We start from the raw sequence: 22,536 nt of genomic DNA on the forward strand, positions 1-22,536 counted from the left end.
CCGATGTCGCAACTCAGTGGAGCCCCCCTTCTCATCGGAGCCGTCGCCTACACGCCGAACGTCGTTCCCATCTGGGAAGGCATTCGCGAGTATTTTGACGAGCCAGAGTCGGCCATGGACTTCGTGCTGTTCTCCAACTACGGGCGACTGGTGGATGCTTTGCAGGCCGGGATGATCGACATTGCCTGGAATACCAACCTTGCCTACGCTCGAGCGGTGATGCAGACCGATGGAGGCGTGCGAGCCCTCGCGCAGCGGGACACCGACGCCGCATTTTCGACCGTATTCGTGGCAGCAGCGGGTAGCGGATGGTCTGGCCCCAGCGATATTGCAACCAGGCGGCTGGCGCTCGGCTCTGCGGATTCGGCGCACGCCGCTATCCTGCCTCTCCACTACCTGCGCGAAGCCGGGGTCGACGTGGATCACATGCAGATTAAGCGCTTTGACAGCGATATCGGCAAGCACGGTGACACCGGGCGCAGCGAGCTGGACGCAATCGACGCCGTTCTCGCCGGGGATGCTGACATCGCAGCCATCGGCATCACCGTCTGGGAAAACATTGGTCGTGGTGACCTCATGCCCGGAACGCTGGAGGAGGTCTGGCAAACCGAGACATACTCGCACTGCATGTTCACCGCCCTCGACACTCTTCCCGACTCGGTGAGCGCACCCTGGGTCGCGAAGCTGATGGCCATGGACTGGGAGGTACCCGCGCACCGGCGCATCCTTGAACTTGAGGGTCTCACCAAATGGGTCGAGCCACACCTTGATGGTTACGGTGGCCTGTTTGAAGCTATCGAGCAGCAGGGGATTGATTCACGATGGTAGTCATGGCGCTCATGCGAACGGTTGAGCAACTGGCCGAGGGTGACACGGCCGAGTTTTCTGTGGCGTCGGCGAGCGAGCTAGAGCTCGTTCGCCGGTGGTGCGCGAAGACCGGAAACACGCTGGTCAGCACGGTCATGGTCGAGCAGGACGCGGGTCACGTGACCGTCGGCCGTGGACGCCCTCGCAACCCGGCGACGATGATCCCCGCCAACCGGATGCCTGGAGCCCGGCTCTGGCTGTACACCAACTTTCACTGCAACTTGGCCTGTGATTACTGCTGTGTGGCGTCCTCGCCCAAGACCGATCCGCGCCTTCTCGGGATTGAGACCATCGAAACGCTCGTGACTGAGGCGGCGGAGTGGGGCGTGCGCGAGCTGTATCTGACCGGCGGAGAGCCATTCCTGCTTCCCGACATCGATGCGATCGTGAAGACCTGCGTCGATCGGCTGCCGACCACGTTGTTGACCAACGGGATGTTGTTCCGTGGCCAGGGCCTGCGTAAGCTGCAGGCGATGCCGCGCGACAATTTTGCGTTGCAGATCAGCGTGGACTCGCCGACCGCCGAGGTGCACGACTCGCACCGCGGTGCAGGGAGCTGGAAGCGAGCGCTTGCCGGCATTACCGTTGCCCTGGCCGAGGGTTTCACCGTGCGGGTCGCTGCCACCATCTCGGCGAACGACGACCCGGCCCTTGACGAACTGCACATCCTGTTCGACGGACTGGGCATACCGCGGGCCGACCAGGTGATCCGTCCCATTGCTCACCAAGGGGTCTCGGATGAAGGGATCGCATTCTCGCGGGAATCCCTCATTCCCGAGGTAACGGTGACCGCCGAGGGAATCTATTGGCATCCGGTTGCAGCACTCGACGAGAATGCTCTCGTCAGTCGAGATATCCTTCCGCTGGCGCCCTCTCTCGACCGGGTGAGTGACCTCTTCACCGAGCAGTGGTCGTCGATGACAGCTGCATCCGCCATGTTCGCGTGCGCCTGAAAGGGAAAAACATGAACGTGCACACAACTTCAGCGGCGGCCCGTGAGCTGGACGTCAACGCGATCGCGACGGGCCGGGCCACCCGAGTGGTGCTCGCGGCGGTGCGAATTGCTGTGGGGTTAATGTGGCTACAGAATGTGAACTGGAAACGACCGCCCGACTTTGGGCAGGCCGCTCAAAACGGACTCTTCCAATACACGAATTACGCGGTGGAGAACCCGGTTCTGGCTCCCTTCACCTGGCTGGTACAAAACGTCATCTTCCCCAACTTCGCGCTCTTCGGCTGGGGTGTGCTCCTTGCCGAGTTCTGCCTCGGTGCGTTCCTGTTGGTCGGGTTCCTGACGCGCTTTTGGGCGATGGTGGGGATCCTGCAGACGATCGCGATTACGCTCTCGGTGCTGAATACACCAGCCGAGTGGCAGTGGAGCTATTACCTCATGTTCGCCGCGCAATTCGTGATTCTGGTTACTGGTGCCGGCCGCGTTGCCGGGGTCGACGGACTGCTTCGTCCGCAGTGGTCCCGCGTCTCGGGTCGGCCAGCCCGGATTGCCCTGGTGCTGTCATGACGCAGAGTTCGTCAGACCAGGCTGAACAGGGAACCGGCGCTGAGCGGTGGCGTACCCGAGGCCTGATCGTGGCAGGGTTCATGGCTCTGAGCTCGCTGTTTGCTCTGCTGGACTATACGCCTCTCCAATTCGTGTCGGTCAACGTGGTGCAGGGGCTGCTTCTCGTCGGCCTGGCGGCGGTAGCGGCAGTGGGTTGCGCTGTGCGAATGCCGGTTTTGGTGCTCCTGGCAGGCACGATCTTGATCGTGGCCGGCTTGGTACGACTGGCGACCTATGGCCAGACCATCGGCATCATTTCTGGCTCCGTCAACGCCGCGGCTCTGATGGTGGGTCTCGGCACGGCTTTTGTGGCGATTTGGAACACCTCGCGCGCGATGCCTGGCGGGTCATAACGGGGAGAAGCCTCCTGCCGTTATGAGCGCTCAGGCCGAAGCGGAGGCGTCCTATGACATAGGGCGGAACCTTGAGGTCGGTCACACGTGTTGCTAAAATCTACGTCCTAAGGCAACGATCTCAATGGAGACATCATGCGTGGAAAGACAGTTCTGGCCGTCCTTACAGCGGTGGCATTGACGCTCGTGATCTCTCCGACGGCGGCTCAGGCCAATCATTCTTGGGGCGGGTACCACTGGGCCGTCACCAGCACCCCGTTCACGCTGAAAGTGGGCGATAACGTGAGCGCGAACTGGAAGAGTTTTCTCGCAACGACATCGTCTGACTGGAGTGCGTCGACCGTCCTTGATACCAAGATCGTGGCGGGACAAGCCAAGCGAAACTGCAGCGCAACGTCCGGCCAGGTTGAAGTCTGCAACGCCAGCTATGGCAGCAACGGATGGCTCGGCATCGCGTCAATCTCGATTACCGGTGGAACCCACATCACGAGTGGAACCGTGAAACTGAACGACACGTACTTCAACACCGCGAAATACAACACCCCTGAGTGGCGAAATCTGGTCAGCTGCCAGGAAGTCGGCCACACGCTGGGTCTGGCCCATCAGGATGAGAATTTCACGAATGCGAACCTGGGCACCTGCATGGACTACACAAACCTGCCCAGCACAAATCAACACCCGAATCAGCACGACTATAACCAATTAGTCACGATCTACAATCATGTGCACAGCAGCACCACGATCAAGTCCGTCACGGCGAACCAGGCGAAATCTGATGTCGGCAACGATTCCAGTTCCTGGGGCCGTCTGGTGAGCGGTTCACGCGCCTCGGGACAATCGACGTACGCTCGGGACCTCGGCCATGGCAACCTGATTATCACCCATGTGATCTGGGCCTAACTGGTCGGAGTGCAGACCCAATCCCGTCCATCGAGAAACTCGTCACACTCGCCTTACAGGTCGGTCGCTACGCTGCGCACAGCCCGTTCATTGTCATCGAAGATCATGCCCATGCGCTTGTAGGACTTGAGTGTCACCTGCCTGGCCACGACAACCAGGGATTCGCTCAGTGCTTCGAGTGACTCTTCGATCCGATGAATCTCCGCCAAATCCCGCATCCAATAGATAGTCATCAGATTCCACCTCGGGCTCACCACTGTGTGGGTAGCACGAGATCGGGGCAGTTTTGCAGCTTCCGCCGCCGCCGCGCGCAGGGCACCCGGCTTCACCTGAGAATACAGGCACACCGAGATGGGCCAGCCCACCACGGCGTGTGCGGCTTCCGCCCGCAGCTCGATCTTGTTCGACGCGATCAACCGACTGACCTGGCGACTGGCTGAGGGAAGGCTCATACCCAGCTCGTCAGCGATGTCGCTGGCCGATGTTCGCGCATCACGTTGCAGGATGAGGGCGATCTGCTCCTCCCGGGATGTCAGCCTCGCCAGTGCGGGCCGGTGAAGCGTAACCGATTGCCGCAGAGCGGTCTGTTGGCGGAGCGAGAGCGATCCAGACACCCAGCCGCGGGCGGTTTGAAAGACTTCAGTTGCAATGTTGTGCTCGACGCTGAGGATGCCCGGATTTCGCCACACCTCAAGGTTCATGAAGGTATGCAGGGAACTGATATCGGGCACGTCAACGAGTACGCGCAGGTCGGCGTTTCCGGAGACCGCCGAAACGGTGAGGCAGCACTTCATCTCACAAAACAAAGTAGCGAGCTCCTCGGCGAATCCCGGACGGCAGCGAATGTCGAGATGGTCCTGCACCGCCAAGGCCGTGTAGTCCCTCACACACAGCGTCCACGCCAGTCCGAGCAACTTTAACCGTTCCCAGCGGCGAGAAACCGTCGATGCATTGCTGCCCAAGGCATCGGCCACAGCCATCCAGCTGGCACGCGGATTGATGCTCAGGCTGTCGACAATAGCGATGTCCAACTCGTCAGGTACGTAAGAATCCGGCAAAGTCTGCTCCGTATATGAAATCATTCAGCATCTACTCAGTGAGTCAACACTACGGGCCGAAGACTATCGACATGTCTAAACGTTCAACCGCGGCCGAGCCGAGTCTGCTCATCAGCCACGCGCTCGCGTATCTCACAGCCCATGCTGACGACATGGTGCACGACCTCAAAACATACGTTCGATGGGAAACCCCGAGCGATGACAAAGAGTTGCTTGATCGTGCCTTCCCGCTCATTCTCGAGTGGATCTACGCGCGGATCGGCATGCCCGTGCGAGAGGAAATTTTTGAAAGCGCTGATCTCGGCAATATTGCCGTGCTCGATTTTGGCCACACTCCTGAGTCCGTGCTTCTCGCGCACTATGACACCGTATGGCCCGCGGGTACGACGCGTGCGTGGCCGTTGCAATTCGACGCTGAGTACCTGTCGGGCCCGGGCGTTTTCGATATGAAGGCCGGCCTCGTTCAGGCGGTGTGGGGTATCCGTTCGCTGCAGCAAACCGCGGGTTTCACACCCCACACCCGGCTCATCCTGACCGGCGACGAGGAGACGGGCAGCCATGCCTCCCGAGCCATCATCGAGACCAAGACGAATGGCATGCCCGCTGTCTACGTTTTCGAGGGCAGCTCAGGCGGTGCTCTGAAAACCGGACGAAAAGGGGTGGGACTATTCACGGTGAACGCGATGGGAATCGAAGCCCATGCTGGCCTTAATCCCCTGGATGGTGCCAGTGCCGTGCACGCGATTGCGGAGGCTATTACCCAGATTGTGGGATTCGCTGATCACGCTGCTGGCACGACCGTTAATGCTGGTCTCGTCACCGGCGGGTCGCGCAGTAATGTTTCCGCTGGTCGTGCTCAGACGCAGGTGGACGTTCGGGTGACGTCCATCGCCGAAATGGCGCGCATCGATCGGTGCTTCACCAGCCTGACCACCACGGACCCACGCGTGACTCTCACGGTTGACACCGAGTGGAACCGGCCACCGTTCGAGCGCACCACCGAAATTGGCATGCTCTTCGCGAGGGCCGCTCGGGTTGGGCGATTGCTCGGGATCGACCTGACCGAGGTCTCCGTGGGCGGGGCCAGCGACGCGAACTTTGTTGCTGCTCTGGGCATCCCTGTACTTGATGGCCTCGGAGCCGTCGGCGACGGCGCGCACGCTCGGCATGAACACGCCAGCCGTTCGGGTCTGGTGGAACGCGCCGCGCTCGCCGCAGGACTTCTTCTCCCGGACTCCGCGTGGCCGACACCGGTTCCGTCCGTTGCAGCCACGAGCGTGTTCGACGAGAGCGGCCGGGCCATCGCCCCCGCACCCATCGTCTCGGTGCCACGTGTCCCCGTGCCGATCGCTGATCAGGCGAGCGTCGCAGCGACGCGCGCCGCCAACATTGCCGGGGTACGCATCCGAGAAGAAACCGAGATAAACGAGCTTCGGGAGGTTTCGGAACTGCTGGTCACGATCTGGGGCACAGGTCGAGGAGAGAGCCCCATGTCCGCAGAGCTCCTGCGCGGTCTCGGTCATGCCGGCAGCGCAGTATCGGCCGCGTACGACCGAAACGGCGGGCTCTGCGGTGCTGCCGTTCTCATCGTCTCCCCGGGATCGGTGTCGGCATATTCACTGATCGCGGGTGTTTTGTCGGCGAACGCCGACCAGGGTGTGGGGTTCGCGCTCAAGCAACATCAACGGGCGTGGGCGTTGGAACGTGGCATAGACGAGATTAGCTGGACGTTCGACCCGCTGGTCAGCCGCAATGCCCGATTCAACCTGACCAAGCTCGGTGCGCATTCTGTGGAATACACGTCGAACTTCTATGGTGCGATGAGCGGTGCGATCAACGCGAACGATGAGAGTGACCGCTTGACGGCGCTCTGGCCGTTGACGACGCAACTGGCGGTTGAATGCAGTGAAGGCCGGGCATCCACAGTGGAGCTGCCCGCTTTCTCTCCCGATCAGGTGCGCGACGTGGGCCCGGATGGCGAGCCGGCCGTGATCGAAGCGGAAGGCGCCCTCTGGTGCCGGGTACCGACTGACATCGTTGCTCTCCGGAGGCAGAGCCCGCGGATCGCCGCGGAGTGGCGACAGTTTGCGCGAGAGATTTTCACCACGAGTTTTTCCTCTGGACACATTATCCGTGGGGTCACCCGAGCCGGCTGGTATCGGCTTGAAACAGAAGGACAGTAATGAAAATTGAGAATGTTGAACTGCGCCGGGTAACGATGCCTTTGGTTCGCCCGTTCCGTACGTCTTTTGGGCAGATCGACCACCGCGAAATGACAATTGTGCGCGTGACAACTGCCAACGCTGAGGGATGGGCCGAGTGCGCCGCTGAGCCCCAGCCGCTCTATAGCTCAGAGTTTCTTGACGGCTGCGACCTCGTGATCCGCGATCATCTACTCCCGCGGCTTCGCGCCGTCGGTGACAAGCTGACGGCCGAACACGTGGCGAAGACGCTGGCGCCGGTCAAGGGACATCCGATGTCGAAGGCCGTGTTGGAGACCGCAATCCTCGATGCCCAGCTGAAGGAAAGGGGAGTGTCCTTTGGTCAGTACCTCGGTGCGGTTAACGACACGGTGCCGTCGGGTGTGTCCGTGGGAATCATGGACTCCATTGACGGCCTTCTCGATGTTGTCGGCGAGTATCTTGCCGAGGGCTACCTTCGTATCAAACTCAAGATCGAACCGGGGTGGGATATTGAGCCCGTGCGCGCGGTCCGCGAACGCTTCGGTGACGACATCCTGTTGCAGGTGGACGCCAACACCGCGTACTCACTGGCAGACGCGCGGCATCTCGCGTTGCTGGATCCCTTTAATCTTCTGCTCATAGAACAGCCGCTCCCCGAGGACGACATTCTCGGCCACGCCAATCTGGCCAAGCTGATGACCACACCGATTTGCCTCGACGAATCGATTGAATCTGCTCGGGATGCCGCCGCAGCCATTGTGCTTGGTGCCTGCAGCATTATTAACGTGAAACCGGCTCGCGTCGGTGGTTTTCTTGAGGCGAGGCGCATTCACGATGTTGCGGCCGCGCACGGCGTGCCGGTGTGGTGTGGCGGAATGCTCGAAACAGGCATTGGCCGTGCGGCCAACGTTGCGCTTGCCGGACTGCCGAACTTCACGCTCCCCGGTGACACGTCGGCCTCCAATCGGTACTACAAGCAGGACCTCACGGCGCCGTTCGTGTTACAGGACGGATGCCTGCCGGTACCCACCGCGCCCGGTATTGGCGTTGATGTTCTGCCTGATGCTCTCGCGGACGTCACGACCGCCAGGGCCGACATCGCCTTTTAGCTTCGCGGCCGGACGCGGATTCAATCGCGCTTTCAGCCATGCACTGAACTGTCTCTACACCCGATATAAGGAGAACACAATGAATGCACGACTGAGCAGCCGACCCGCGTGGCAGATCGCGGTATCCCTCGGATTTGCGGCAACGCTGGCCCTGACCGCCTGCTCGAGTACAGCGGAGACCAGCGCGCCCACCGCCACGGCACCCGTCGGGGACATTGACGCAGCCGCTGCGGCCGCCCTGCCAGCAAAATATGTGGAGGCTGGCGTGATCAAAGTGGCCTCAGATTATCCTTACCCGCCAATGGAAATGCTCGACGAGAACCAGAACCTCACCGGGCTCGACTTTGACCTTGCGCAGGCCATCGGTGTGAAGCTGGGCGTGCCGCTCACACTCGAGAAGCAGGCCTTCGCCACCAATATCCCGGCACTGCAGTCGGGCCAGAGCGACATCATTATGTCTGGCATGAACGACACGGCCAAGCGTCAGGAAACACTCGACTTCGTCGATTATTTTTACGCCGGATTCTCCATCATGGTTCTGGCTGGTAACCCGGAGAAGATCACGACAGTGCTTGACCTGTGCGGGCGGGATGTTGCAGTGTCGAAGGCGACGATCCAGGCGGAGATACTGCGCGGCTACGACGAGCAGTGCACCGAGGCCGGGCCGGGACCAATCAAGATTGCCGAGCTGCCCAGCGAGACCGACGTGCAGACCGCCGTGCGCTCGGGCAAGGCAATTGCCGATGTCGTTGACTCCGCCGTGGCTGCTTACTCCGCGCAGACCGCCGGGGATGGCGAGATGTTCGAAGTGGTTCAGGATCCCGCTAACCTCAACGGATACAACCCCGTCTACACCGGGATCGGCGTACTGAAGAAGGACTCCGAGTTGACCAAAGCGCTCGTGCTGGCGCTCGACTCGATCATTGCTGATGGTACCTACCAGACGATCCTTGAGAAGTACGACCTGGGCGATTACGCCATCGACAAAGCCGGCCTGAACCTCGGCTCGTAGACCATGACGCTCGTTCTGCGCAATGGTCGGCTGCCGGGCAGTGAGCTGAGCTATGACGTTGAGATCAGTAACACCGGCACTGACAAGGCCGTGCTTCGGCGCATGTCGAGAAGTACCGGCGCTCTGTCGTCGGCACAATCGACCGATCTGGATGGTCGCTGGCTGGTTCCGGGGCTCTGGGACAACCATGTGCACTTTAGCCAGTGGGCGCAGAATTTCAGCCGACTCGATCTCTCCGACTGCGGCAGCGCCGCGGAGACCGCAGCGCTCGTGGCCAAACATGTTTCCCGTGTCGCACCGTCGAACACCATCGTCGGCAGTGGCTTCCGTGACGCTCTCTGGGCAGATGCCCCCAACCGAGCAGTGCTTGATGCCGCATCCCCGAGCGTTCCAGTCGTGCTTGTGAGTGGAGACCTGCATTGCTGCTGGCTCAACTCTGCGGCGTTGGTCGAGCACGGGTTCACCGACCACCCCACGGGGCTGTTGCGTGAGGATGATTGCTTTAGAGTCGTCTCGGCCATCGGTACCGTCACCGACGAGAGTATGGATGCCTGGGCCCAGACTGCGGCGGTCAACGCCGCGGCACGGGGCGTGGTCGGCATTGTTGATTTCGAAATGGACTGGAACCTTGACGCCTGGCGTCGCCGCATTGCGGGTGGCAGCACGTTTTTACGTGTGGAGTTTGGCATTTACGCGGCTCATCTGCAGCGTGCCATCGAGCTCGGGCTGCGTACCGGCGCCGTTATTGCTGGCACTGAGGGGCTGCTGACCGTTGGGCCGTTCAAAGTGCTGACAGACGGATCGCTCAACACGCGCACGGCACTGTGTGTCAACGAATACCCGGGCTTGGAAGACACGCCGGGCTCCCGGGGCTTGTCCACGGTTCCGCCAGCGGAACTGCAATCGTGGATGCAACGGGCGGTTCAGGCCGGAATTCGCCCGGCGGTTCACGCCATCGGTGATCTGGCGAACAGCTACGCCCTCGACGCATTCGATGCCGTGGGTTGTGGGGGGAGTATCGAGCATGCGCAGCTGTTGATGAGCAGCGACATTGAACGCTTCGCGAAACTGGGCATTGTGGCCAGCGTGCAACCCGAGCATGCCATGGACGACAGGGATGTGGCAGACCGATTTTGGCCGGGCGAGACTGGCCGAGCGTTTCCGCTCGCCAGTTTGCAGCAGGCCGGTGTTGAGCTGGCCTTCGGCTCAGACGCCCCCGTGGCTCCGCTCGATCCGTGGGCTGCCATTGCCTCCGCTGTGGGACGCACCCGGGGTGGGCGTGCTCCGTGGCATCCTGAACAATCCGTGTCCCGCGCAGTGGCGCTCGCAGCCTCCGCACGAGGACGTTCTGTTGTCGCCGAAGGCGATGTCGCCGATCTGGCCATTTGTGAGAGCGACCCGTTCACGGCATCCGTTGACGAGCTCAGGCGGATGCCGGTTGCCGCCACCCTACTTAATGGACGTTTTACGCACAATCGCCTCTAAAGACCACTCATTTTCTTGCCCCACACAACACGCAATTTAGGAGAATACCCATGATAATCAGACACCGCAACCGGTCGTCGTGGAAGCTGGCCGTATCCCTCGGGCTCGTCGGCACGCTGGCTCTATCAGCGTGCGCGGCCACTCCCGATGCCGCCGTCGTACCGTCTGGAACGGCATCGGCTGGTGAGGTGGATGCCCCGGCTGCTGCGGCACTGCCAGCGAAATACACCGACGCCGGCGTAATCAATGCCGCAACCGGCATCTACCCGCCCATGGAGATGTTCGACGAGAACCAGGTGCTGACCGGCTTTGATGTGGACCTTGCCAACGCTCTCGGTGCCAAGCTCGGCGTGACGATCGACATGCGCCAGCAGCAGTTCGACAGCATCATTCCGTCGCTGCAGTCCGGAAAGCACGACATCATTATTGCCGGCCTGAACGACACACAGGTGCGCCAGGAGACCCTCGACTTCGTCGACTATTTCTATGCCGGCTTCTCAATCCTGGTGATGAAGGGGAACCCCGAGAACATCACTGGCGTGCTCGACCTCTGCGGACAGGACGTCGCGGTGCAGAAGGCCACCGTTCAGGCGCAGATTCTGCGCGGCTACGCCGAGGAGTGCACGGCGCTCGGTAGCAGTCCGATCAATGTTACGGAGCTTCCGCTCGAGACCGACGTGCAAACTGCGCTGCGCAGTGGCAAGGCTGTCGCCGATGTCGTCGACTCGGCCGTCGCCGCCTATGCCGCACAAACGGCCGGTGATGGCACCATGTTTGACGTCGTGAAGGACCCCGAGAATCCGGCCGGATACAACCCGGTTTATACCGGAATCGGTGTTTTGAAGGCCGACTCCGAATTGTCCGCGGCACTCCTGCTGGCCCTGCAGGCGGTCATCGCTGACGGTGGCTATGAGGAGATTCTCCAGAAGTACGACCTGAGCGACTACGCGGTCGACTCAGCTGGAATTAACCTCGGAAAGTGACCTGATGACTCACAACGGAGTAACGGCACCTCAGCGGTCATCGAATGCGGCTGCGACCGATAGCGATCCCGACGACATTGTTGCTGTTCCCCTGCGCCATCCGTGGCGCTGGGCTGCCGCGGTCGTGCTCGGAGGAGCATTCGTCGCGCTTGCAACGTCCTTGTGGGAGAACGAGAACATTGCTCACTCGACGATCAGTGAGTACCTTTTCAATGAGCGCATCCTTGACGGGGTGGTGCTCACCCTGATTCTCACCGTCGTGTCGATGATCGTGTCCACGATTCTGGCCGTAATCCTCGCAGTCATGCGGCTGTCGACCAACCCGGTCATGAATGCTCTCGCTTGGCTGTACGTGTGGATCTTCCGCGGCACACCCTTGCTCATTCAGATTGTCTTTTGGGGATATCTCGGTCTGCTGTACTCGCAGATTACGCTGGGCGTTCCGTTCACCGATTTCAACGTTTTCTCGATCGACACCAACACCCTTATTCCGGCGTTCACCGCCGGACTGCTGGCATTGACGTTGAACCAGGCCGCATACTCAGCTGAAATTGTGCGTGCCGGGATGCTCTCCGTCGACGAGGGACAGCATGAGGCGGCGTATTCGGTGGGAATGAGCCCGGCGTTGACCCTGTTCAAGGTGATTTTGCCGCAAGCGATGCGCGTCATCATTCCGCCGATGGGTAATGAGACGATCTCGATGTTGAAGAACACGTCACTTCTCTCTGTTATCGCCGTGCTCGAGCTGTACACCGTGGCCACCCAGATTTCGTCGCAGAACCTCCGCCAGGTAGAACTACTCGTGGTCGTCAGCTGCTGGTACCTATTTCTGACAACGGTGCTCTCCATTCCCCAGTACTACCTGGAACGCCATTACGGTCGCGGCAACGCCCGCAAGCAGCCCCGCACACCGCTGGATCGCGTGTGGAGTGCTGTGCGACCGAAACGACCGTCGCCCGAGACACGGGACGTGCTCATGACGACGAGCCCGACCGCCGCACACGCGAGAACAACTGCAGAAAAGGCGGATGAACGATGACCGGTACAGAACCGCTGCTCTCGGCTGTGAAGGTGCGCAAGCACTATGGCGGAGTTGAAGTGCTGAAGGGAATTTCCCTCAGCGTTGATGCCGGCCAGGTGATGTGTCTGCTGGGCCCATCCGGCTCGGGCAAGTCCACTTTCCTTCGCTGCATTAACCACCTCGAGCGTGTGGACGGCGGACGAATCTCGGTTGCGGGGGAACTCATCGGGTACGCGGAGCGACGCAACCGAATCTACGAGATGAATCCGCGGGAAGTGGCGCGGCAACGGCGTGACATTGGGATGGTCTTTCAGCGATTCAACCTGTTTCCCCATATGACCGCGCTCGAAAACATCACTGCCGCACCGACCGGTGTGCGCCGCATGCCCAAGGTGACCGCGAACGCACGAGGCCTGGAGCTGCTCGACCGGGTGGGGTTAGCCGACCATGCCGGATCGTACCCGGCGCAGCTCTCGGGAGGGCAACAACAGCGCGTCGCAATTGCCAGGGCTCTCGCCATGGACCCGAAGTTGCTGCTGTTCGATGAGCCCACGAGTGCGCTCGACCCTGAGTTGGTGGGTGATGTGCTCGATGTCATGCGCCAGCTCGCTGCGGATGGGATGACGATGATTGTTGTGACCCATGAGATCGGATTTGCCCGCGGCGCTGCTGACGAGGTGGTCTTTATGGACGGGGGAGTCGTCGTGGAGTCCGGACCACCGTCGAAGGTTCTCGACAACCCTCAAAATCCGCGCACGAAGGCCTTCTTGGATAGCGTGATGTAAGTAATACCTCGGGCGGCCTGCCCGGTGGCACAATGGGGCCATGACGTTGCACATCACCGGCGATACCGCTGCGGACACCCTGCTCACCGACGATCCCTTCGCCCTTCTGCTGGGCATGCTGCTCGATCAGCAGATTGCCATGGAGGTCGCCTTCAGCGGACCAGCCAAAATTCGGGACCGCATCGCTACTTTCGACCCGGCCACGATCGCGGGCTACGACCCGGATGCCTTCGTGGAGGTCTTTCGAGCGACCCCCGCCGTACATCGCTATCCCGGCTCGATGGCGGCCCGCGTTCAGGCGGTCGCCGAGGTCATTGTGCGGGACTGGAACGGCGACACGGCTGCCCTGTGGACACGGGAGAATCCAGACGCGGCCGAGATTCTGCGGCGACTTAAGGCGCTCCCGGGGTTTGGTGAGCAGAAAGCGAAGATCTTTCTGGCGTTGCTCGGCAAACGGCTCGGAGTCACGGCGGCTGGCTGGCGCACCGTTTCGGGAGCTTATGGAGAAGACGGATGCTTCCGCTCCGTCGCAGACATCGTCGACGCTGAGTCCCTGCGTCGCGTCCGAGAGACGAAGCGGGCGGCGAAGGCCGCCGCAAAGACGGCGACTGTAGCCACCTGATTCGACGTCTGATTCGTACCGACAGCACCTGCGCCCCGACTACTGCAGAAACACACACCTAGCGAGTTGCGCGCTCGGTGGCACAATGGTGGGCAACAATGCACCCCACCTGCGGGGTGGCGGAGGTCCCGCGCTCTGACGGAGCACAGGTCCCCCTCCGTTCGGCTACCGACATCGTTGACGCGGGCTCTCCGGCACGCGGTCGGGGTACAGGGCGGGCGGCGAAGGTCGCACGCACGAAGGAGCAGGTGGCGACATGATTCGGTTTCTCATTCGTACCGCAATTTTTCTGGGATCCGCAGCACTCGGTTTGTGGGTGGCGTCGCTGATTCTCACCGATTTCGTGCTCACGTGGCAGGGTTTTCTGCTGACCGTGCTCATCTTCGCGGGGCTGCAGAGTCTCCTCTCGCCATTCATCTTCAAACAGACACGACAGAGTGCGCCCGCGCTCACCGGTGGCGTCGGGCTGCTGTCCACCTTTGTCGCACTGTTGATTGCGTCCCTGATCAGCAATGGACTCACCATCTCCGGGCTGCAGACCTGGGTGCTTGCCACCCTGATTGTCTGGCTGGTGACGGCGCTAGCCACGATCCTGCTACCCCTCGTTTTTCTGCGTAAGACGGTTGCGAAGGCCAAGTCCGGCGGAGAATCCCCAAGCGCACGTCACGCCGACACCAACTAACGCTGCGGGCGCTTGCGCCTCACTCCATACTCAGAATTCGCGTCAGCACCTCTTCGGGCACGGCCGCGGGCGGAATTTCACCCAGCAGAAAATCGCCCTCGGGTAATGGGTGATCGGACTCCAGCCAAAATTCTGAGCGGATGATTCCCCCCGCGGCCCCGGCACCGTGCAGCGTGATCCCCTCGTCACGTCGCAGGCCGAGGGTCCAGCCGTAGTGTTCCGTGACGTTTGCGATCGGCGAGTACGAATCGAGGCCAACTGGTACCGGCTCAACTCCGCCTGCCGGCGTGCGGTCGTCTAGGAGGACGCCGGCCAGCCCGAGGGCGGCGAAGGACCGCAGCCAGTCCGCCACATACATGGAGGCGTTGTCGGCATCGTCGGCATCGAGGGTGGCGGCATCTGTCGTGCCCGCAAAATGATGGGTGCGCGTGAGCCACTGCATGGGTGAGGGCAGCTGCAGCACGATGGGGGAGCGCTGCGTCTTGCTGAAGACGGTGGCCAGCTCGGTGACATACGAGATCGCCTCGGGGTCAGCCAGCAGGGTGCGGAGCGCATAACCCGTTCGTGTTTTGGCGCTGAGGGACGATGTCAGACGGGCATTTGTCTGCAGTAGGTGGTCGTACAGCCGGTCGAGGCTGAGCAGCGCCACGTCGGATTTGAGGAGGGCCTGAGCCTGCCCGAAGAAATTCGAGAAGGCCATGGGCTCGTGCCAGGGGACGGGGCGGCCCTGCAGGAGGACCTGTTGTGCGTAGTCGTGAGAGTCCAGCATGACGGCGCGGCTGCGGCCTGACGGTGGTTGGTCAATGACGGTGGTCAGCGAGCTGGTCATGGTGGCTCCTTGAGGGCGATTGCGGTGAGTGCGGCGAATGCGGAAGGCCGGGAGCCGCCACCGAGATTCTCGGCAGCGGTTCCCGGCTGGTGGCGCGGTGGATCAGGACTTGTGTTCCACCACCTCGCCGTACTTCTCCTCGAGTTCGCGCACGCGCGCCTCGAGCTTGCTGATTTTCAGCACTCGGCGGTCGGGAACCATGATGAGCGGAAGGTCTTCGAGCTTGCCCTTGACGCGCTCGGGCTCGATGCCGCCCCAGTGAGTGGCCAGTAGCTCCTCATCGTTGTCCTGGCCCCAGGAACCGAAGTAGAGCAGGTCGGCCGGCGGCTCCTCCTGCACGAATTTCTCCACGAATTCCTTGTAGGGAGTGCCGCGACTGATCCGGTCGCGACGCATCTGCGCCCGCAGTTCGATGGTGGCCTCTTCGTGCACCACGTAGGTCTCGGGTTCCCAAACCACGCCATACATTGTGCTAGCCGTGTGGGCCGAGATTCGGTCGAGCTCAAGGTCGGTGACGACCAGTTCGGGGTCACGCTCGAGAACGTCACCGTAACCGCCGCCGGCGCCCTGGGCGATCATGTAGAGCTCGCCCTCCTTGGCCACGTCGAACTGCAGACCCATGTGGGCGGACTGGTAGTCGCCGCCCTCAAAGGGCTGCTCATTCATGACGCGTTCCATCGAGAGGTTGAACTGCGACGGGTCGTCGCGAATGATGTCGTAGATGTTGATGCCCTTCACCATGGCGAGGGGATACACGGGGCAGCCGTAGCCACCGAACATGCCGGGCACAGAGGAGAACTTCGATCCGGAGGTAACCGTCATGAAGCCCCAGCTTGGGGTGCCGCGCGATGCCACGATCATCTCGTAGCCCATCCCGCCGCGGAACTTGCCGAAGCCCTGGTTATCTCGCACGATGCGCTTGCTCACGAGCTGCAGGAACGGAACCTCCTCTTCCATAACCTCCTGCTCACCGATGTCAGCCATGGCGCAGAACAGCGGAGCTACGGCGTCCTCGCCATCGCGGAATGCCTTCGCACCGCCGCCCATGCCGTTGAGGTCGGCACACAGGTTGCCCACCTGCTCACCGTTTTGCGTGGTGCCACCCCAGAGGAAGTCATTGATCTGGTTGAACCAGGGGGCAACGACGTTCGAGTACTTCTGCGGAGCGGAGAACTGCATCTTGGCGAAGGCCGTCTGCAGGGCAGAGAACCCGCGGAAGGACGCCTGCAGCGACTGGCCCACCGGGGCGTCGTAACCGGCATCCGCCCAGCTGTGCTCTTCGGTGATGACCTCGATCGGCGACATCGCGCCCGTGGAGCGCGGGAGATCGGGCCACCAGTACGACAGGATCGCCTGCGCCATGAACGACTTAGTTGAGGCGAGTGGCGAGTTGATGGCCCGGTTGAGAATCTCGGGGCCCGTTCCCGTGAGGTCAACGATGAGGCGTTCGCCCTTGATCGTGATCTTGCAGGCGAACTTGATGAGAATGTTTTCCTTCAGCGTGGAGTCCACGAACTGGTTGAAGGTCACCGTGCCGTCGGGAAGTTCCCCGATGCGGCGGCGCACCTCGGTCTCCACGTCCTCCACCGTGACGCGGAGGGAGGCGACGAAGGTCTCCTGTCCCACCTCGTCGATCAGGCGGTCGACGGTGTCCATGATGCGCCGAACGGCACCCATTTTCACCTTGATGTCGGCGAGCATGAGCTTCGGGTCACGGGTGGAGTGCTGCAGGAAGGTCAGCAGGTCTCGGCGCAGGTGGCCCTTTTCCACGATTTTGATGGGGGAGGCACGCAGGCCGTCATCGAACGGGGTCTCCGATCCCGACGGCATGCCTCCGGGCTCGCAGGCCCCGTTCTCACCCTCGTGGATGGTGGCACCTACCCAGGCGATGATGATGCCACCGCGAATGACCGGCACGAGCATCGACTGGTCGGTGTTGTGCACCATGCCGAAGCGCGAGTCGTTGTGGAAGAACCCGTCACCCTCGTTGATGCCAACGGTGGGTTCGTCTTTCCAATTCTTCATGATGTACCGGATGGGGTGGTGGAGCACCGCCGAGAAGGCGATGACGCCGCGGTTGGAGAGGTAGGTGACGTCGCCCTCTGCCGTGTACACGGCGCAGGAGAGGTCCGCCCACTTGGCGCCGGGGGCCGCGCCCATGCTCTCGCACATTTCGAACGCCTCGTCGAGGGCGCCGGCTAGGCGCTTGCGAATGCGGTCGACCTCGAGTGGGTTGATGCCCTGGGCGATGCACTCCTCTTCGTATGCCGATCGCGGCATGATCTCGTGGTGACGCATGATAGCCGGGTCCGGCCCCAGGAACAGGGTCGTCTCGTCCATGAACTTGTCGACCCACTCCTGCTCCTGGGTGGTGAGTTCCTGGGAGGTTGTGCCGTCGTCGCTGGCCGGGACGAATTCATCTGTTGTCAGTGTCATTGTTCTCAAGCTCCTTTGCTTGCGCGTTCGAAAGAATGGGGAAGGATGGCGGTGCCTAGTCGCTGAGGAGCCACACGGCCCCCTGCACGGTGGGCTCGAGGCGCCAGCCCGGCTCCACAAGGTAGGTGGTGTTTTCGGTCGTTACGATGGCCGGTCCGTGAATCACGAACTCGTGCTTCAACGCGTCCGCATCGTAAACGGGAGTATCAACGGCCCCCGCAATGCTCGTGAAGTGCACCTGGCGGTGCGACACCGGAACGGGCTTGGTCTTTTCGCCCCCGGCATGAATCGACTCGAACTCAATCACTTCGCCCTCGATGTAGGAGGCCACTCGAATGGTTTGAACGCGGATGCCCGCCTCGGGTGCCTGGGTACCCTCGCCGTAGCGCTCACCAAAGATCTCCGAGAAGGTCTGGATGAGGTGCAGCACGTCAGCGACGCCGTTGACTCGGTTGATGTCGAAGGCCACGGCCGTGGTGACGAGCTGGTTGCCGTACCGCATGTCCATCTCGAGGCGATAGCGCACATCCGCTCGGTCATAGCCCTGACGAACGAGGTCCTCGGCGCCCTTTGCCTCCAGCTCGGCGATGTATCCGTTCAGTGCCTCGTACTGGTTGTACAGACTGCGCTTAATGGCTTCGTAGAGAACCACGTAGGCGCTGCGCTCGTGAATATGTAGCGGGCGCATGTTGCCGGCACCGAGTGCGGAGAACACGGAGGCGAACGGCGGGAAGAGAATCCGGCTGATGCCGGCGCTCGTCGCGATGCCGCAGGCGTGGAGCGGGCCGTTGCCGCCATAGGCGAGCATTGTGTAGTCCTCGATGAGGCCGCCACGCGAGCGCAGCTCCTTCTCGATGCCGATGGCCATCTGCTCGTCCACGGTTTTCTTGATCACCTTGGCAACCTCGACGGCGTCCAGATCGAGCTCGTCGGAGAGCGTCTCGTCAATCACATAAATAGAGCGCTTCTTGTTGAGTTTGATGTGGCCGTTTGCGTAGTTCTCCGGGTCAAGGTATCCCAGCACGAGGTCGGCGTCGGTGACCGTGGGGCGGAGACCACCACGGTCGTAGCAGGCCGGACCCGGGTCGGATCCCGCCGACTCGGGGCCAATTTGAATGGCGTGGTGAATGCGGTTGTATGCCGCAATCGAGCCGCCGCCAGCACCGAGGGTGTTGAGGTGGATCATCGGTGCCGACACCATCCAGCGCCCGATGGTGGGCTGGAAGTCGTAGTGCCGCACTCCACCCTCCGGGACGAGGCCAATGTCGAACGAGGTTCCCCCCATGTCCATGGAGACCACGTCGCCGAGGCCGGTGGATTCCGACAGGTGCTGAGCCGCGCCCACGCCGGCGATGGGTCCGGAGTGAATCGTTTGCAGGGCATCCGTTGAGTTGGGCTGCGCCATGCCGCCCGAGTTGTGAATCACCAGCATGGGCTTTTCGTAACCCGAATCCCGTAGGTTGTTGGAGAGCTGGTTGAGTGCGTGAAACATGGTTTCGTGCAGGAAGGCATCCACGATCGTGGCCATGGCCCGCACGTACTCGCCCTTGCGCCCCGACACCTGGCTGCTGAGTAGCACCGGAATTGAGCCGAGCTCGTGCGTGGGGTACTCCTCGAGGATGATCTCGAGAATGCGGTCCTCGTGCACCGAGTTCTCGGTGGCGTTGGTGAGTGCGATCACAATCGCCTCGGCCCCGTTGTTAACGAGCTCACGCACCTGGGTACGCACGTCGTCGTACATGAGTGGCACGAGCACCTCACCCACCGAGTCGATGCGCTCCCTCACCGAGCGGATGAGGCGGCGCGGCACGAGCGGTTCGGGTCGCTGGGCGTCGGGCATGTCGCCCTGCTTGACGCCGTCGAGACCCTCGCCGTACCCCCGTCCGCGAGACAGGGGGATGGTGTCTTCAAAGCCGTGGGTGACGATGGCGGCCACGCGCGGTCCTTTGCCCTCGATGAGAGCGTTGGTGCCCAGCGTCGTGGCGTACCGCACCGAATCGACTTCCTTCAGTGCGGTTTCGCGCGAGATTCCGGCACGTTCGCAGGCACGATCGAGGGCCTCATTGAAACCGAGGGCCAAGTTGTGATGGGTGGTGAGGGCCTTCGACTCAATGTAAATGTCATCCCACACGAAGAAGCAGTCGCTGAACGTGCCGCCGATGTCGACAGATATTCGTTTCATGGTCAGTGCGCTCCCTGGCTGTCGGTGGTGCGGGGGCCGTGCGAGTGGCCGCTCACGGAGTCGAAGCGGGCGCTCAGGTCGGTTTCGGCGTTTTCGCCGGGTCCGTAGTTGACAACCTCTTCGGGGTTACCGCCGTGTGCCTCCCACTTTTCGCGTAGGGAGTCGATGTCCCAGAGCATGTCGACGGTGGGCGGATGCCCCGGCGGAAGATACTCGGCCTCGATCTGGGTTCCGCAGGTGGGGCAGTAGAACTCCAGGATGCGGCAGAACGCGGGATCGGGGGAGAACGTGAACTCGTACTTTTCCGGGTCAATGACCGGCGGGTGAATCTCGCGGGGGTCCCGGTCGTAGACCAGGGTTCCCTCCTTGTAGTTGCCGCGGGCATCGCCGAAGTCGTGGGCGCAGACGCGGCAAATCCAACGTTCGGTATCAAGATCAATAAAGAGGTATTCAGTCATGGGAACGCGCATGGGGTTTTACCTTCCTTGGTAAAAGTGGTGAGCAGAATTTAGGAGCGGATGCTGTCGGTCAGCAGCAGATCGCCGGCGTTGGACACCGCGAGATTCCAGCCAAGGGGAACCCGGGCTGTGAAGAACGGACCCTCCACGATTGCCGGTCCGGATGCCGTGGCTCCCGGCTTCTGCTCGTCGAGCAAGTAGACCGAGACCGTGTCGATCTGCGTGGCCGAGGATCGGACCTCCCGGGTGCCGCTGGTGACGGCCGGCGTCGTGGCGGTGGGTGACCCACCGTCGAGCACCGGATGCGGCAACCGGAACACGGCCTTCAGGGAGAGAATTTCGCTACCGTCCTCGACCAGGTCGCTCCACTGCAGCTCGCAGTCGTCAATGTCATGCCCCTCCTGGAACATGTCGCGAGCCGCATCGAGGCGCATCACGGCTTTCGCCGTGTCAATGGCCACCGGAGTGAAACCGGTGACATCGGTCTCATACGACTGGGCAATGTCGGAGAAGCTGATGCCGTACGCCGAGAACACCGCCGCGAGGCGGGGGACGAGTACGTGATTCACACCCACACTGCGGGCCGCTGCGCACGCGCTCATCGGGCCTCCGCCGCCGAACGCGGCGATCGTGGTCTCCTGCCCCGAGATCAGCAGCGCGGCAAAGGCCTCCGCCAGCCGGCCTGAGTAGGTCTCCTCCATGCGGATGAGCGCCTCCTCCAGACTGATGCCGAGGGGGTCGGCCACCGTCTTGGTGATCACGGCACGGGACCGTTCGGCATCCAGTGCCATTTCACCATTCAGGTACGTCTCCGGGTCGAGCACACCCAGCAGCAGGTTGACGTCGGTGATGGTGGCCTGAGTGCCACCGAAACCGAAGCACGCCGGTCCGGGAGCGGCACCCACGCTCTCGGGTCCCACCGTGATCTTGCCGTCACGCACGGTGATGATGGAGCTTCCACCCACACCGAACGAGTGCACGTTGCTCATCTCGTACGAAATGCCGACGCCCTGAACAGATCCGCGGCGATCCGAAGAAATGGTGGAATCCGCGACCGCTCCGACATCGGTTGTGGTGCCGCCGACATCGATCATGAGCACGTTCTTCAGCCCGTAGGCCTCGGACAGGGCGCGAGTGCCCTCGAGGCCACCGCGCGGCCCCGAGGAGTATGTCTTGAGCGCTACGGACTTGGCGACCCGCGAGGAGGCACCATCGTTGCGGTAGATGAGCAGGGGGTTCTTCACCTTGTAGGCCCGCAGGCGGTGCTCCGCGCTGTAGAGAAAACGCTCCACGGTGGGGTGCAGAAACGAGTTAAGAATGCCGGACCAGATTTGGCGGGTGCGGTTGGTGTCTGAGGCGAACTCGCGGGAGAACAGGATGGGAACCGAGCCGAGCAGGTGCCGGGGGAAGTTCTTGAGCATGGTGCGCTTGTACAGGTGCTCGCGCTCGAGGCTGGTGGCGGCAACGACAAGACGCTCGGCGCCGGCCGTTGTGAGCCGGTTGATTTCCGCTACGAGGTCGCGGGCAAGCTGCTCGGGACTCTCATCCGCGTTCACCACGGCAACGCGGTTGCCGATGAGGTCGTCGAAGAGCCCGTTCTTCTGCTCCACGCTGCGCAGAGTCTCGGCCAGGGTGGGGTCGTCGGTAATAAGACCGATGAGCGGGCCCTTGCGCTCGACGAGAGCGTTGGTGCCCTGGGTCGATGAGTAGCGGATGTGCGTGGTCGAGTGCAGCAGCTCGGCGAGGTTGGACTCTCCAAACAGCTGCGTCGAGGCCTTGGTCATGGCGTCGAAGAGGCACTGGGAGAGATCGACCGGTGTGGTGAGGGTCTTGGTGAACGTGAAATCCGCTCCGCTACCCACCACGATGTCCGTGAGTGTGCCGCCGTTGTCGATGTTGATCAAACGTTCCATGAGCGCTCCTTTGCGTTGGTGTGGAATGACCGGTGGCCCTCGGGGGAGCCACGACCACCAGCGTGACGCAGCTGAGAAGACGCCACGTGTCCCACATTGG

The 22,536-nt window shown here is 61.9% G+C and carries 20 protein-coding genes; 14 read left to right on the forward strand and 6 right to left on the reverse strand.

Annotated features, from left to right (window positions below; genetic code table 11):
- The first annotated feature begins 3 nt into the window (after positions 1 to 3).
- The 5 genes from H4V99_RS04180 (at position 4) to H4V99_RS04200 (ending at position 3,678) form a co-directional block, all read left to right on the forward strand.
- Positions 4 to 828 carry a PhnD/SsuA/transferrin family substrate-binding protein gene (locus H4V99_RS04180; protein WP_280675804.1) on the forward strand — a complete coding sequence of 275 codons (825 nt, stop codon included), beginning with the start codon at positions 4 to 6 and terminating at the stop codon, positions 826 to 828.
- A gap of 2 nt (positions 829 to 830) precedes the next feature.
- Entirely contained in the window at positions 831 to 1,820 is a 990-nt protein-coding gene (locus H4V99_RS04185; protein ID WP_280675806.1) for a radical SAM protein, read from the forward strand.
- Positions 1,821 to 1,831: 11 nt separating this feature from the next.
- The gene (locus H4V99_RS04190) at positions 1,832 to 2,386 is read left to right on the forward strand and encodes a TQO small subunit DoxD (protein WP_280675808.1); all 555 of its coding nucleotides are present in this window, start codon (positions 1,832 to 1,834) and stop codon (positions 2,384 to 2,386) included.
- On the forward strand, positions 2,383 to 2,778 hold the full coding sequence (locus H4V99_RS04195) for a hypothetical protein (protein WP_280675810.1): 396 nt from the start codon (positions 2,383 to 2,385) through the stop codon (positions 2,776 to 2,778). The genes H4V99_RS04190 and H4V99_RS04195 overlap by 4 nt, the downstream gene beginning before the upstream one ends.
- A 177-nt stretch (positions 2,779 to 2,955) precedes the next feature.
- A complete protein-coding gene (locus tag H4V99_RS04200; protein WP_280675811.1) occupies positions 2,956 to 3,678 on the forward strand; it encodes a hypothetical protein in 723 nt (240 codons plus the stop codon).
- A gap of 53 nt (positions 3,679 to 3,731) precedes the next feature.
- Here H4V99_RS04200 and H4V99_RS04205 read toward each other — a convergent pair whose 3' ends face one another.
- Positions 3,732 to 4,736 (reverse strand): AsnC family transcriptional regulator, encoded by a 1,005-nt coding sequence (locus H4V99_RS04205; RefSeq protein WP_280675814.1) that lies wholly within the window; start codon positions 4,734 to 4,736, stop codon positions 3,732 to 3,734.
- Between the two features lie 71 nt (positions 4,737 to 4,807).
- On the opposite strand from H4V99_RS04205, the gene H4V99_RS04210 reads away from it, so the two are divergent.
- The 9 genes from H4V99_RS04210 to H4V99_RS04250 all read left to right on the forward strand — a co-directional run bounded on the left by H4V99_RS04210 (position 4,808) and on the right by H4V99_RS04250 (position 14,618).
- A complete protein-coding gene (locus H4V99_RS04210; protein WP_280675815.1) occupies positions 4,808 to 6,919 on the forward strand; it encodes a M20/M25/M40 family metallo-hydrolase in 2,112 nt (703 codons plus the stop codon).
- Positions 6,919 to 8,028 carry an o-succinylbenzoate synthase gene (menC, locus tag H4V99_RS04215; RefSeq protein ID WP_280675816.1) on the forward strand — a complete coding sequence of 370 codons (1,110 nt, stop codon included), beginning with the start codon at positions 6,919 to 6,921 and terminating at the stop codon, positions 8,026 to 8,028. The genes H4V99_RS04210 and menC overlap by 1 nt, the downstream gene beginning before the upstream one ends.
- A gap of 79 nt (positions 8,029 to 8,107) precedes the next feature.
- Positions 8,108 to 9,040: an ABC transporter substrate-binding protein gene (locus tag H4V99_RS04220; RefSeq protein ID WP_280675817.1), complete on the forward strand. Its 933-nt coding sequence runs from the start codon at positions 8,108 to 8,110 to the stop codon at positions 9,038 to 9,040.
- A 3-nt stretch (positions 9,041 to 9,043) separates the two neighbouring features.
- Positions 9,044 to 10,525 carry an amidohydrolase gene (locus tag H4V99_RS04225; RefSeq protein ID WP_280675818.1) on the forward strand — a complete coding sequence of 494 codons (1,482 nt, stop codon included), beginning with the start codon at positions 9,044 to 9,046 and terminating at the stop codon, positions 10,523 to 10,525.
- 50 nt (positions 10,526 to 10,575) lie between these two features.
- Entirely contained in the window at positions 10,576 to 11,508 is a 933-nt protein-coding gene (locus H4V99_RS04230; RefSeq protein WP_280675819.1) for a transporter substrate-binding domain-containing protein, read from the forward strand.
- A 4-nt stretch (positions 11,509 to 11,512) separates the two neighbouring features.
- Complete coding sequence (locus tag H4V99_RS04235; protein WP_280675820.1) at positions 11,513 to 12,547, forward strand: amino acid ABC transporter permease; 1,035 nt, start codon at positions 11,513 to 11,515, stop codon at positions 12,545 to 12,547.
- Positions 12,544 to 13,314, forward strand: a complete 771-nt coding sequence (locus tag H4V99_RS04240; RefSeq protein WP_280675821.1) for an amino acid ABC transporter ATP-binding protein — start codon at positions 12,544 to 12,546, stop codon at positions 13,312 to 13,314. The genes H4V99_RS04235 and H4V99_RS04240 overlap by 4 nt, the downstream gene beginning before the upstream one ends.
- 40 nt (positions 13,315 to 13,354) lie before the next feature.
- The gene (locus H4V99_RS04245) at positions 13,355 to 13,936 is read left to right on the forward strand and encodes an HhH-GPD-type base excision DNA repair protein (protein WP_280675822.1); all 582 of its coding nucleotides are present in this window, start codon (positions 13,355 to 13,357) and stop codon (positions 13,934 to 13,936) included.
- A gap of 256 nt (positions 13,937 to 14,192) precedes the next feature.
- Positions 14,193 to 14,618: a phage holin family protein gene (locus H4V99_RS04250; RefSeq protein ID WP_280675824.1), complete on the forward strand. Its 426-nt coding sequence runs from the start codon at positions 14,193 to 14,195 to the stop codon at positions 14,616 to 14,618.
- Between the two features lie 19 nt (positions 14,619 to 14,637).
- Here the strand turns inward: H4V99_RS04250 and H4V99_RS04255 are convergent, their stop codons facing one another.
- The 5 genes from H4V99_RS04255 to H4V99_RS04275 all read right to left on the reverse strand — a co-directional run bounded on the left by H4V99_RS04255 (position 14,638) and on the right by H4V99_RS04275 (position 22,436).
- Positions 14,638 to 15,447: a hypothetical protein gene (locus H4V99_RS04255; RefSeq protein ID WP_280675826.1), complete on the reverse strand. Its 810-nt coding sequence runs from the start codon at positions 15,445 to 15,447 to the stop codon at positions 14,638 to 14,640.
- Positions 15,448 to 15,549: 102 nt separating this feature from the next.
- On the reverse strand, positions 15,550 to 17,883 hold the full coding sequence (locus H4V99_RS04260; RefSeq protein WP_280675828.1) for a hydantoinase B/oxoprolinase family protein: 2,334 nt from the start codon (positions 17,881 to 17,883) through the stop codon (positions 15,550 to 15,552).
- A 55-nt stretch (positions 17,884 to 17,938) separates the two neighbouring features.
- A complete protein-coding gene (locus tag H4V99_RS04265; RefSeq protein ID WP_280675830.1) occupies positions 17,939 to 20,065 on the reverse strand; it encodes a hydantoinase/oxoprolinase family protein in 2,127 nt (708 codons plus the stop codon).
- A gap of 2 nt (positions 20,066 to 20,067) precedes the next feature.
- Positions 20,068 to 20,535: an acetone carboxylase subunit gamma gene (locus tag H4V99_RS04270; protein ID WP_280675832.1), complete on the reverse strand. Its 468-nt coding sequence runs from the start codon at positions 20,533 to 20,535 to the stop codon at positions 20,068 to 20,070.
- A gap of 38 nt (positions 20,536 to 20,573) precedes the next feature.
- The gene (locus tag H4V99_RS04275; protein WP_280675834.1) at positions 20,574 to 22,436 is read right to left on the reverse strand and encodes a hydantoinase/oxoprolinase family protein; all 1,863 of its coding nucleotides are present in this window, start codon (positions 22,434 to 22,436) and stop codon (positions 20,574 to 20,576) included.
- Between the last annotated feature and the right edge of the window lie 100 nt (positions 22,437 to 22,536).

Origin of the sequence: Cryobacterium sp. CG_9.6, assembly GCF_029893365.1 — a bacterium.
Lineage (GTDB): Bacteria > Actinomycetota > Actinomycetes > Actinomycetales > Microbacteriaceae > Cryobacterium.

Excerpts from the sequence above, each read along its gene's own strand:
- H4V99_RS04210 (WP_280675815.1), top strand. The coding sequence starts at position 4,808 with ATGTCTAAACGTTCAACCGCGGCCGAGCCGAGTCTGCTCATCAGCCAC.
- H4V99_RS04225 (WP_280675818.1), top strand. The coding sequence starts at position 9,044 with ATGACGCTCGTTCTGCGCAATGGTCGGCTGCCGGGCAGTGAGCTGAGC.
- H4V99_RS04185 (WP_280675806.1), top strand. The coding sequence starts at position 831 with ATGGCGCTCATGCGAACGGTTGAGCAACTGGCCGAGGGTGACACGGCC.
- H4V99_RS04180 (WP_280675804.1), top strand. The coding sequence starts at position 4 with ATGTCGCAACTCAGTGGAGCCCCCCTTCTCATCGGAGCCGTCGCCTAC.
- H4V99_RS04235 (WP_280675820.1), top strand. The coding sequence starts at position 11,513 with ATGACTCACAACGGAGTAACGGCACCTCAGCGGTCATCGAATGCGGCT.
- H4V99_RS04250 (WP_280675824.1), top strand. The coding sequence starts at position 14,193 with ATGATTCGGTTTCTCATTCGTACCGCAATTTTTCTGGGATCCGCAGCA.
- H4V99_RS04275 (WP_280675834.1), bottom strand. The coding sequence starts at position 22,436 with ATGGAACGTTTGATCAACATCGACAACGGCGGCACACTCACGGACATC.
- H4V99_RS04190 (WP_280675808.1), top strand. The coding sequence starts at position 1,832 with ATGAACGTGCACACAACTTCAGCGGCGGCCCGTGAGCTGGACGTCAAC.
- H4V99_RS04240 (WP_280675821.1), top strand. The coding sequence starts at position 12,544 with ATGACCGGTACAGAACCGCTGCTCTCGGCTGTGAAGGTGCGCAAGCAC.
- H4V99_RS04270 (WP_280675832.1), bottom strand. The coding sequence starts at position 20,535 with ATGCGCGTTCCCATGACTGAATACCTCTTTATTGATCTTGATACCGAA.
- H4V99_RS04220 (WP_280675817.1), top strand. The coding sequence starts at position 8,108 with ATGAATGCACGACTGAGCAGCCGACCCGCGTGGCAGATCGCGGTATCC.
- H4V99_RS04195 (WP_280675810.1), top strand. The coding sequence starts at position 2,383 with ATGACGCAGAGTTCGTCAGACCAGGCTGAACAGGGAACCGGCGCTGAG.
- H4V99_RS04230 (WP_280675819.1), top strand. The coding sequence starts at position 10,576 with ATGATAATCAGACACCGCAACCGGTCGTCGTGGAAGCTGGCCGTATCC.
- menC (WP_280675816.1), top strand. The coding sequence starts at position 6,919 with ATGAAAATTGAGAATGTTGAACTGCGCCGGGTAACGATGCCTTTGGTT.
- H4V99_RS04245 (WP_280675822.1), top strand. The coding sequence starts at position 13,355 with ATGACGTTGCACATCACCGGCGATACCGCTGCGGACACCCTGCTCACC.
- H4V99_RS04260 (WP_280675828.1), bottom strand. The coding sequence starts at position 17,883 with ATGACACTGACAACAGATGAATTCGTCCCGGCCAGCGACGACGGCACA.
- H4V99_RS04255 (WP_280675826.1), bottom strand. The coding sequence starts at position 15,447 with ATGACCAGCTCGCTGACCACCGTCATTGACCAACCACCGTCAGGCCGC.
- H4V99_RS04265 (WP_280675830.1), bottom strand. The coding sequence starts at position 20,065 with ATGAAACGAATATCTGTCGACATCGGCGGCACGTTCAGCGACTGCTTC.